The following is a 10863-nucleotide window of genomic DNA, read 5'->3' as shown; positions in this document are numbered from 1 at the left end:
CCTATGTCGCTCTTAGCTCCATCGCTGCTCGCTCACAAGACCTTCTTTGCTTGCTCCCGCGGAACAAATCGGGTGTCGCTCTTTCCTCCTTCCTGCCTCTCGTGTTTCCTCTTCGTTCATCAGGCCACGTAAGCCCACCAGCTTGCGTTGCTATCTGCACTCAGAACGGCAAGCAACTGAGCGTGCAGTGACAGGATCGTGGGGGGACACTGAAACGGCAGCATACTTGTCTTCTCTTCCTCACGTGCATCCCTTTACCCATCAGCCCCCCGCATTGAGAGACACACGTAGTGCTACGCGACGTAATTTTTCTGACTCATCCTTCGGTCAAACTACCAAGATTCTTTAAGGAATGAAAATCTGCCGTTCGATAGAGAGTGTACTGCCCTAACTTAATTCCCGACTCGAATAGCCGAGAATTCGGCGCGCAATAATGAGCAGATTAATCTGCTGCGTGCCTTCGAAAATGTCGTTGATCTTGGCATCGCGCATCCACTTCTCGAGTAGTATTTTCCGCGAGTACCCGAGTGGGCCTAGCAGTTCGACTGCTTTCTGCGTTACTCGTGTGACTACAAGTCCAGCTTTGGCTTTTGCAATAGAGGCTTCCAGGTTATTCCGCATGCCTTGGTCAATCATCCAAGCGGCTCGCCAAGTGAGCAAGCGTGCGGCTTGCAAGTCAGCTTCCATGTCCATGAAGTCTCGTTCGATAGTGGTGAGCTTAGTTGGTGGGACATGATAGCGAATGGTGATGCCTTCTTTCTCGAAACTCTCGCGAACGAAGTCGACCGCAGCGCGTGCAATCCCTAGTGCACTTGCGGCGACCAGCGGCCGCGTGGCGTCGAAGGTGGCCATGACCCCTTTAAACCCTTCGGTTGTCTGCTGAACTTCGGCGCTCCCCAAAATGTTATCAAGCGGGATGCGACAATCTTCAAAGACCAGCATGGCAGTGTCGGATGCGCGAATCCCCATTTTGTTCTCAACTTTGGTGACGGTCATTCCAGGGGTGTGGTGCTCAACCACAAACGCTTTTATCCCCGCACGCCCCGCAGCTTTATCGACTGTCGCCCAAACCACGACAAACCCTTCTGATTTTTCCACTGCCATGTGCCCGCTGGTGCAGAAGATTTTTGTACCATTGAGGACCCAGTGGTCACCGTCTCGGACCGCGGTCGTTGTGATTGCTGCTGAGTCCGAGCCACAGCCTGGTTCGGTGATGGCCATCGCACCCCACTTCGGGTCACCATCGCGGAATCGTGCGAGGAAACGTTCTTTTTGTTCGGGAGTGCCAGCCGCCATGACCGCTGCACCACCAAGCCCAGAGTTCGGGATACTCAGATACAGTCCTGCATCTCCCCACGACAGTTCTTCGATGAGGATCGCAGCGCGGAGGGTACGCTCGGCGGGCTTTCGTCCTTCTTTGGATGGGCTCTTTTCGTTGTCGCCGAAACTGATCATGTTTTTCGAGCCATTCCACATCATCGTCAACCATTCCACTGGCTTCTCGTGTTCACGTTCATCGTATTCACGAGAAATCGGTCGCATGGTCTGATCCGCCACTATATGAATCATTTGCTGTGTATTCTGAATTTCCGGAGAAAGAGTGAAGTCGATCATCATACCCTCCCAGTGAGCTTGCAGCGGTTAGCTCTCAGCTTTCAGCGAGTCCTGTCATTTCAGTGCTGGTCTTTTTTGTCTGGTTGACGGCTGAGCTCTGATAGCTAAAGACTACTTCTTACACCATCGCCATTCCTTCAAACGTGGCAAACCCTCGCGCATTACGCAGCCATAGTTCAACGAAGTGATCTCGAATATACCCGTGTCCACCTAAGACTTGCAGGGCATTGTCTGTCACTTTGAGTACCATGTTGGCAGCGTAGTTCTTCGCTAAACATGCTTCGCGGGTAGCGGCGGAGAGCTGACCGGTTGGGATATCCTGACCGGCATCAATTTTCCACGCGGCTTCCCATGCTAACAACCGGGCTGCATCAATCTCGACGGCCATCTCCGCCAACATAAAAGCAACGGCTTGCTTCTGAGCGATCGCTGAACCAAATGCACGTCGCTCCTTGGCATAGGCTGTCGCGTATTCAAACGCTGCACGGGCGACACCCACCGCCAGCGAGGCAAGGGCAACGCGAGCGCGATTCAAGAGCGGAGAAAGACTGCCGACCAGACGAGCACTCGCGGGGACGCGGCAGTTCTCTAGGGTAAGTTCGTAGGTCGCGATGGCTTTGAGTCCCATGTTTTTCTCACGTTCGTGGATCGTGAGTCCCGGAGTTCCGTGCGGAACCAAGACGGCAGTCATTCCTTGTCCGTCACGAGCATACACGAGGATATGTCGTGCCTCGGCAGCGAGAGGAACGAGGCACTTCGTGCCATTCAGGACAATCTCTCCCTGATCAATTGCTGCGGTGGTTGCCAGTTCGTTGATGTCAAACGCAAACCGCGGCTCGACGACGGCTGCGGTTCCTGCCAGGAACTCACTGTCTGTGTACTCGCGGAGGATTCGTTGTTGGGTTTCATTTCCCAAGGTCAGGAGCGGTTGTATGAGCAGACGTGGTGCAAGCGCGTGCAAGGCAATTGACAGGTCTCCCCACGCAAGTTCTTCACAGACCAGCGAACTGGTAATGGCTGACGGGGGTTCGCCGCTGCCGCCGAAGGCTTCGGGAATCGTGCTCTGAATGAGACCGAGTTCCCATACTTGTTGAATCAGAGACGCTGGAATCTGTCCGCTTTCGTCCGCTTCTCTCGCGACGGGGCGAATCTGCTCGCGTGCGAACGTTGCAACGGTGTCGCGGATGAGCTGCTGTTCTTCGGTTGGCTGAAACCCTGCCATAGTGAAAATCTCCTTTTGTAACCGTAGCGAATCTTTGAGGGCGCAGTCTAGTACGACCGTCCTTCAGATTCAGGAAATACGCTTTTCTCGCCAGGCACAGCGTGGTAGGCTGCCTTCCCGCTACAGGGGAAAAAAGAATGAAAGCGCTACTCTGGCTTTTGTGTATCCTCAATAGTGCTAACGGCGTATGGATGCTCATCGCTCCTGAATCTTGGTACACAGATCTACCAGCGGCGGTTCCTGACACCGGACCTCTTAATGTGCATTTCATTCGTGATATCGGTGTGACCTTTACGATTTTGGGAGTTGGGTTCGGCTGGTGCGCGATGAATCTTGAGCGCTGTTATCCTGTCTATGTGGGTCTGACAGCTTGGGTGGTGGGGCACGCGTTACTCCACGTCGTTGACATTCTCACTGGTCGTTTGCCCTCGACCCATTGGGGTATTGATGCCTCTCTTGTGTTTCTTCCCGCCCTACTCTTGTTGGTGTTGGCCCTGCCGCCAGTGTGGCAATCGATCCTGAGGAGACACCGGTTGGTGTTCTAAGGGGAGTGTATGGATTTTACTTTTACTCCAGAACAAGAAGCTTTTCGCGTTCATTTGCGCGGGTGGCTCGAACGCAATAAGGCCGAAGTGTTTGGCCATGATAGTGATCCAATAGCCGATCGTGAAGAAAATGATGAGGCACGCTGGCAAAAGATGTTGGAATGGCACCGGCGGTTGCATGCTGCTGGCTATGTTGCGTTGCACTGGCCGAAAGAGTGGGGTGGTGGCGGGGCGAGTCTCGTCGCACAGGTGATCTATCAAGATGAAGTGTTACGCTTAGGCTTGCCCCTCTATGGCGCCAATCAACTCGCGCTTGACCGGATTGGCTTCACCTTGATGGGGTTCGGAACCGACGAACAAAAGCACCGCTTTCTGCCCAAGATGCTTACTGCTGAGGAAATCTGGTGTCAGGGATATTCAGAGCCCGGTGCCGGCTCTGACTTGGCCGGACTGCAAACTCGAGCGGTGCTTGATGGCGATGACTTCGTGATCAACGGCCAAAAGGTATGGACCAGTCTGGCGCATCGTGCGCAGTGGCAAGTGTTACTGGTGCGCACCGGTCCCGATGCGCCGAAACATCGTGGCATATCCTATCTGTTAGTGGATATGAAAACTCCCGGTATTACGGTTCGCCCCTTGGTGCAAATCACAGGCGATTCCGACTTTAACGAAGTCTTTTATGACAACGTACGTGTGCCACGAAAAAATTTGGTCGGTGATCTCAATCAAGGATGGCAGGTATCGATCGCAACATTGATGTATGAGCGCGTCTCGGGTGGGACACGACATCCAGTGGAAAAAACTATCACCGAATTAGTTGAGGTGTCGAAATCGGTTCAGTTCGAAGGAATGCCTGCTGCGCGACATCCGTACGTGCGGCAGAGGCTCGCACAGTTTGCTAGTGAGTCGTTGTGCTTGCGTTTGAGTCGCTACCGTTCGCTGACCGCACAGCTTAACGGGAAAGTGCCGGGACCAGAAAGCTCGTTCGGCAAATTGCATGCGACTGAACTCAACTTGCGTGTTGCGATGTTTGCTGAGGAACTGCTCGGTCCATATTCGCAGCTCGAACGGAACTCCGCTGGGGCGGTAGAAAATGGTCGCTGGCTCCATCGCGCGCTGCGTGCACGCGGGCTCACCATTGCTGCTGGCTCAAGTGAGATCCAACACAACATTATCGGCGAGCGGGTGTTGAAGCTACCGAAGGGGTAGGGGAGTTCACGGGAAGACCGAGGTGCACGACTGTGCCCCCTTGCAAGTTAGGGTATCACTGTCGAACTGATCTCATTGTTGGTTTCGTCACGTTCGCTGACGCTATTCGCTGCGTCGATGACCGCAATAATGAACCCTCCAGTGGCTGTCTGCCCGCCTGGGAGTGTCACACTGAGTTTTCTTCTTTTGCTTTTTCCGGCTTTGACAGCGCTGGTTGTCGTACTACTGAGCAGGGTATCACTCGACTCGAAGATCGTGTTCGGCGAAAAGTAAAATTGGACAGAGGTGCTTGGAGCATTTTGGTTTCCTTGACTCTGCACGACGAACGAGCCTTTCAGCTTACATCTCAGTGCGGCGCCGTTGCCCTTACAGCTCTGCGAGACACTTTGCCAAAAGCCGGTGAAGTCCGGTGCGTTGGCTGGAGGCGAAGGCGACCCCGTAGACACGCTAGTGACGGCAGTGGCGACATTATTGCCGGAACCGGGATCAGGTTCACTTCCTGACACTGACACCGTCAAACTCAACCCGCCCGGATTCGTGGGTTTGAGCACCAAGGTGACTGTGGCAGTCGCACGTGGGTCCAGTCTACTCATTTGGCAATTGACGGGCGTCGTGCCACTGCAGGTGCCCTGTGATGTGGATGCCGATACAAATGACACCCCTTCCGGTAACGACGCATTCAGTTGGACATTTTCGGTCGGCGATGGCCCATTGTTGGTAATCGTCGCGGTATAGGTGACGCTACTATTGACAGTGACAGGATCAGGAGCATCGGCAAGGGAAACCGCCAAATCTGCACCGGAGACCGGCTCTGGGTCGGTAATACGGTACAGATCGCCAGTGCCATAATCAGCTACGTACACTTCACCTGCCTCGTCTTCACCAAAAGTGCTAATCGTTAGAGCCGTGTCGAGGAGTCGTGTGTTTTGCCGAGACCCGAAGGTCGACCTATGGCCCCACAGATTTCCGCTACAGAAATCGCCGTAAAAATAGAGGCCCTGCAAGCGAGGAAATTGCTGGCCGCGGTACACCACACCTCCAGTGACAGAGCAGCCCTGCGAGTGGTCGTATTCAACTAAAGGGAGGGTCAATCCACTTTGATTGCAGGAGCTACTGTTAAAGCAATGGGCTCCTTCCATAATCTTCCAGCCGTAATTTTCGCCACCAGGACTAGCCTTTGGCTGGAAGTCGATCTCTTCATACACCCCTTGTCCAACGTCTCCGATGTACAAGTCGCCAGTTTGGCGATCAAAAGAAAATCGCCACGGATTACGGAGGCCAAGCGCCCAGATTTCACTCCGATAGTTGCGGTTTTGCACGAAGGGGTTGGTCGCAGGAACAGCATACGGCTTGGCGCCTGATTCGACATCGATACGCAAGAGCTTGCCAAGGAGCGTGTCGGTTCGCTGACCATTATTCTGCGGATCACCTCCTGAGCCGCCATCACCCATACCGATATACAAGAACCCGTCAGGACCAAAAGCGATCTGGCCGCCGTTATGATTCGAGAACGGCTGCTCAACAGTGAGGAGGACTTCCTCACTGTTGGGATTTGCCTCGTCTGGGTTTGAGGTTACACGATAACGCGAGATAACTGTCGTGCCCTCGTTGTTTGTGTAGTTGACGTAGAAGTACCCTTTATTGGCGTAGTTCGGAGGGAAAGCGACACTCAGGAGCCCACGTTCACCACAACAACCGACCCGTGCGGCAATATCGAGGAATGGTGTTGCTACCAGAGTTTGATTCTTGACAATGCGAATGACACCTTCTTGCTCAAGGACAAAGAGGCGCTGACTGCCATCTCCAGCGTGAGTGATATGCACAGGGCTGCGGAAACCGCCGAGGAATCGCGTGAGTGTAATAGTAGGAGAGGTTTGGTTCGACCCTTGCGCCTGAGCCGAAGAGGCTGAGTGTGAGAGGCACAACACTGAAACAATAAACCAACGCAATGCAATGCGCATGCAATCTCCGATGTGGCTCTGCCTGGATTCGTGGAGGGCTGCTTAGCAGAGTCTATTCCTTCATATCATGGCCCACACAGACCAACCTAATGCGCAACTGAACGATGGATTACCGACACTTCCGTCGCGTGCTGCCTTGACATGGTGGAGGCGGTGGCAGGTCACAGACCCCTCCGGCGACTGTGGTGGCTATCGCTACGGTATTATTCGCTGACGTAGGATCGGTTTGATCACTGACAACATGTGCGGTGCTATTGATGATCCCACACTTGGTTGACTTGGCGACAACGACAACCTGTGCCTGACTAGTACTGGCGAGCGGATTCAACACACAGGTCACTGGATTCGTCGGAGCGCACGAGCCTGTCGAGGTTGAAGCTGAAACGATGGTGCTGCCAGCTGGTAACAGGTTGTTCACTTGTATACCAGTGGCGGTTGTCGCGCCGATGTTCGTAACTGTGAACGTGTACGTCAAATTCGTGTTCGGTGTGACCGGATCAGGAAAGTCATTACCGGTGAGCATAAGATCAGTACTCGCGGTTGGCGAAGCCTCGACCACGCGAAAAAGGGCGGCGTTGAAACGGTCCACAGCATACAACTCTCCTTGTTCATCTTCGCCGATGGCAGCGATCAGGAGCCTGTTTTGCAGAGGCGGACGACCAAAGAGGAGGGTATTTTGCCAGCTCGCACCATTGCGTTTGAGTCCCCAAATGCGCCCTGAACAGAAGTCTCCGTAAATGTACATGCCTTGCAGGCGCGGATATTTCACACCGTGATACACGATCCCGCCGATCACGGCGCAGTTGTTCCTTTTGAGGGTAGGGTCTGGGTCATTGTGCTCGTATTCGACGGTCGGGGGAGTCAGACCGGTCTGGTCGCAGGTAGGACTATTGTAGCAATGAGCACCTTCGGTAATGCGCCAACCGTAGTTCTCGCCGCCGCGACTGGTAGCTGGCTGTACATTGACTTCTTCATAGTTGAACTGGCCGACGTCAGCGATGTATAGGTCACCAGAATAGCGATCGAAAGCGAGGCGCCAAGGATTTCGTAAACCAAGTGCCCAAATTTCTCCTCGATACCCAGGGGTGTTCACATACGGATTGGTAGCGGGGATGGTATAGCCAAGACGGCGTGGGCTGACCTGGATGCGCAGGAGTTTGCCTAACAATGAACCTGGGTTCTGGCTAAAGTTGAGCGGATCGCCAGCGCCCCCGCCATCGCCCATACCGATATACAAACATCCATCCGGACCAAAAAGGAGTTGGCCACCGTTGTGGTTGTCAAAGGGCTGCGGAATGGTCAACACGACCTGTTCGCTGTTCGGGTCGGCGACATCAGGATTGCTGGTGGCACGATAACGGGCGATCATGGTATTACCGGAGAGGTCAGTATAATTGACATAAAAAACTTGCCTGCGCGCATAATCGGGAGGGAAGGCAAGGCCAAGGAGCCCGCGTTCGGCGCAACAACTCACGCGTGCGGAGATATTGAGAAACGGCTGATCCAGTACCGTTTGCCCTTTAATGAGAAGAATAGTGCCATCCTGTTGGATGAGAAATAACCGCTGGCTTCCATCGCCTGCGTGAGCGATACCGATAGGAGCAGTAAAATTAAAGTGACCGGGGTAGGAGATGCGTTCCAGGTTGATTGTCGGCGGACTTTGACTGTTGGTCGGAAGTGGAATCGCACTTAACAGCAGAACAACGCACCACACAAGAAAACCGCGAGAGGAAGTCGCAACAGCATGCACGATAATGTGCCCCCCTCAGCAAAGTAATGTTCTCCTTAGCATCCACATCACAGCGGATGGCTAGAGGAGGACATTACAGTATGCAGGATTACCAGGGGCTGCAAACAGGCCAAAAGTTCGAGGCCTGGTTCTATCCTTAACCGTTGTCGGCACGTAACACTCACCAGGACAGAAAAGGAACGATGACGGGCGTTGCTCCGTACTCACCGGCTTCGTGCTGTGGTGAACAGGAGCAGATAGGCAAGACACAGCAAACCGGAAGACAATCCTAAATCAAGCCATTCCATAGCTGATTCCTCCTGAACTACGGATGCGTATCGGTTCGTTATCAGCAAACTGTATACCTTGAGCTCATTTTGCTTATGATGAGATGTTTCTGGATATTGCTGCGTTTCAGACAAAATGAAAAACCCAAGGAAAACGCGAGGCTTTGCGCAGTTGCTGGTAACTCGTCGTACCTATCGTAGGAGTACGAAAGAAACAGCTTGTCGGATTTTTTTGACACTGTGGAAAATGCACCTGTCTCGCAGGCTTCTAGGAAATTCCCTCGCCCCGCAGGGGCGAGGGTTAGGGCTCATAAGGGTAGGTCTTTATCCAAGCCTCAATTGGCGCGGATTTCCCGTCGTTAGGAGCCGCGTGTTCGTCATGCCCGCGCAGGCGGGCATCCAGGAGCTTCACCCCTGAACGTGGGTTCGTAAATTTGCCCATGTCTCCAGTATATGTTGGACCGATTGGATTCTTCTGAGGCGCTGTCTATGCCAAAATTTGACGCACCGTGGCTTGTTCCAGGCTCGTATGCAGAGGCAGAGACACTCCAGAATTTCATGGCAATGGTAGAGCCTGGCGCTTTTGCTGGGATGTCTCCCGAGCAAATTCGAAAAGCACTGATCGAGGAACTCCGTTTCGTTTCTCCCTATGACGAGCAAGAGAAGAAAGAAGTCGAAGAATATATACGTCAACAAGAAAAACGGGCACGAGAGGTCATGACACATGTGGCATCACAACTACAACGGCTTGGCAAAGATCTCTTGCAGACAGTTGCGGAAAAGATGGCTCAACTTACCGAAGCCTCTCCATTAGAGGAGGACCTCGAAAATAACGCGGAAGCCCTGGCTGTACTCACAGCCGCTCGCATGGTTAGTCACCGTGAGGTCACTGAAGTAGTCGGTTTCTTGGTGAGTTTGATGCAGGAGGTGAATCAAGAGCAAGCCGACAAAATCGCCAGTATCGTGAGTCATCTCCTCCCTTTGAACTATGCCCCAGACACTGCTCTGCAACTCTTTAAGGCGATTTCCGAAAAAGGGGATACCCGAGATGTCGATGTTCTGCCGCTGATGGCAGGCACAGCCTGCCCTACCTGGCCTTCGCGGAGACACGTAGGGCGGAGCGTGCGCGCAGCCTATCGGTACGACTTCCACCCCGGGATCGGTCCGGTGCCCTTGGTTTCCGCTGTGCGAGTTCCGTATGAGCAAAGTCAGGCTGTTGCCGGAAACGCTTCGCTTATTCCGGCCTACGTTCTGCCACGTTCTGTAGCGCGAGTAAGGATCGAGATTTCTTGCATTTCCTTCCTACATGGGGCACACATAGAAGTATGGCATTACCACAAGGACTGCGAAACTTAGAGAATCGCTCAATACCTACAGTTAGTGAAGAAGATGTTGAAACAGTTGAAGGTGGGTTCTATGAACTCACGGATGAGGAACTTCTCGCGCTTATAGACAGAGACGCACGTGAAGGGTTGGGAATCAGCGGCGAAGAATACCTGCGTGGATTGAAAGAAAGGACTATCCCTCGTACAGGGCCAAATGGCTATCTTGCGCACCTCTCTATGTTAGCTTCCCTCTTGGATTATTAAAATGTGAGAGGAATGTCCTATGCCTCTCATCGCTAGAACTCCTCGCGAGGCTTTTCAGACTTTTCAAGATCATCTGAATCGCATACTGAACAAGGTCCTTCCCCGCTCTCGCCTCAGCTTCTTTGTCAGAAATGCTAAACAGGAAAAAACCGCGCTCGCGTTTTCTGATAGTCGCCAAGAATCCATCGCTATCCCCCTTCGCTCTTTAGGTTGGTATCTTTCATTGAGACAAGATCTCCAAGCTTTTCCAGAAGGTCAAGGGTACATGCTTCGTACGCTTCAGTATGCATACCGTATCCAGCGAACTCGTTCAGTTCGAGATGAAGCCGAAGTTCGCTTCGAGTACGTTTCTCCAGAGATCGATCCTGAGTTTCCCTACAGTCGTCATCATGTCCAGTCCCATCGTGCATTTCAGGACGTGCGGGAAGGATTTGCACTGAATAAGTTGCACTTGCCTACTGGTGGCGTAACAATCGAGCACGTGATTCGTTTTCTCATTGCCGACCTGGACGTTCCTCCTCTTACAGAACGTTGGCAAGACGAGCTACGGGAGAGTGAAAAAATTTCCCAAGAATGGCTTAGTTAGGCATGGGCAAGAATTAAGTTACCGATTAAGAGCGAGGAAGAAGCGTATAGTTCCAATCGCCATGAAACTTACCGGGTTTGATATTGAGCGCTTGAAACTCATCGTCGGAGACCTGTAGGCC

At 53.0% G+C, this 10863-nt stretch carries 9 protein-coding genes; 5 read left to right on the top strand and 4 right to left on the bottom strand.

All coding sequences use genetic code 11. From position 1 onward, the window contains the following. Window positions 1-387 precede the first annotated feature (387 nt). Together FJ147_24070 and FJ147_24065 are read right to left on the bottom strand one after the other, a co-directional pair. Window positions 388-1614, bottom strand: a complete 1227-nt coding sequence (locus FJ147_24070; GenBank protein MBM4258964.1) for an acyl-CoA dehydrogenase — start codon at window positions 1612-1614, stop codon at window positions 388-390. 118 nt (window positions 1615-1732) lie between these two features. Next, window positions 1733-2836: an acyl-CoA dehydrogenase gene (locus FJ147_24065; GenBank protein MBM4258963.1), complete on the bottom strand. Its 1104-nt coding sequence runs from the start codon at window positions 2834-2836 to the stop codon at window positions 1733-1735. A gap of 137 nt (window positions 2837-2973) precedes the next feature. On the opposite strand from FJ147_24065, the gene FJ147_24060 reads away from it, so the two are divergent. Continuing rightward, the gene (locus FJ147_24060) at window positions 2974-3381 is read left to right on the top strand and encodes a hypothetical protein (GenBank protein ID MBM4258962.1); all 408 of its coding nucleotides are present in this window, start codon (window positions 2974-2976) and stop codon (window positions 3379-3381) included. Window positions 3382-3390: 9 nt separating this feature from the next. Next, window positions 3391-4590: an acyl-CoA dehydrogenase gene (locus FJ147_24055; GenBank protein ID MBM4258961.1), complete on the top strand. Its 1200-nt coding sequence runs from the start codon at window positions 3391-3393 to the stop codon at window positions 4588-4590. A gap of 47 nt (window positions 4591-4637) precedes the next feature. Here FJ147_24055 and FJ147_24050 read toward each other — a convergent pair whose 3' ends face one another. After that, entirely contained in the window at window positions 4638-6551 is a 1914-nt protein-coding gene (locus FJ147_24050; protein MBM4258960.1) for a DUF11 domain-containing protein, read from the bottom strand. A 109-nt stretch (window positions 6552-6660) separates the two neighbouring features. Further along, window positions 6661-8301: a DUF11 domain-containing protein gene (locus tag FJ147_24045; protein MBM4258959.1), complete on the bottom strand. Its 1641-nt coding sequence runs from the start codon at window positions 8299-8301 to the stop codon at window positions 6661-6663. A 755-nt stretch (window positions 8302-9056) separates the two neighbouring features. On the opposite strand from FJ147_24045, the gene FJ147_24040 reads away from it, so the two are divergent. The 3 genes from FJ147_24040 to FJ147_24030 all read left to right on the top strand — a co-directional run bounded on the left by FJ147_24040 (window position 9057) and on the right by FJ147_24030 (window position 10742). Continuing rightward, window positions 9057-9923, top strand: coding sequence for a hypothetical protein (locus FJ147_24040; protein MBM4258958.1), 867 nt, complete (start codon window positions 9057-9059; stop codon window positions 9921-9923). Continuing rightward, on the top strand, window positions 9893-10156 hold the full coding sequence (locus FJ147_24035) for a hypothetical protein (protein ID MBM4258957.1): 264 nt from the start codon (window positions 9893-9895) through the stop codon (window positions 10154-10156). The genes FJ147_24040 and FJ147_24035 overlap by 31 nt, the downstream gene beginning before the upstream one ends. A gap of 265 nt (window positions 10157-10421) precedes the next feature. Then, window positions 10422-10742 (top strand): hypothetical protein, encoded by a 321-nt coding sequence (locus tag FJ147_24030; protein MBM4258956.1) that lies wholly within the window; start codon window positions 10422-10424, stop codon window positions 10740-10742. Window positions 10743-10863: the final 121 nt, after the last annotated feature.

It is taken from the genome of Deltaproteobacteria bacterium, from assembly GCA_016874775.1.
In the GTDB taxonomy this organism is placed as follows: domain Bacteria; phylum Desulfobacterota; class Binatia; order Bin18; family Bin18; genus VGTJ01.
This window is presented reverse-complemented; position numbering and strand designations above follow the sequence as displayed.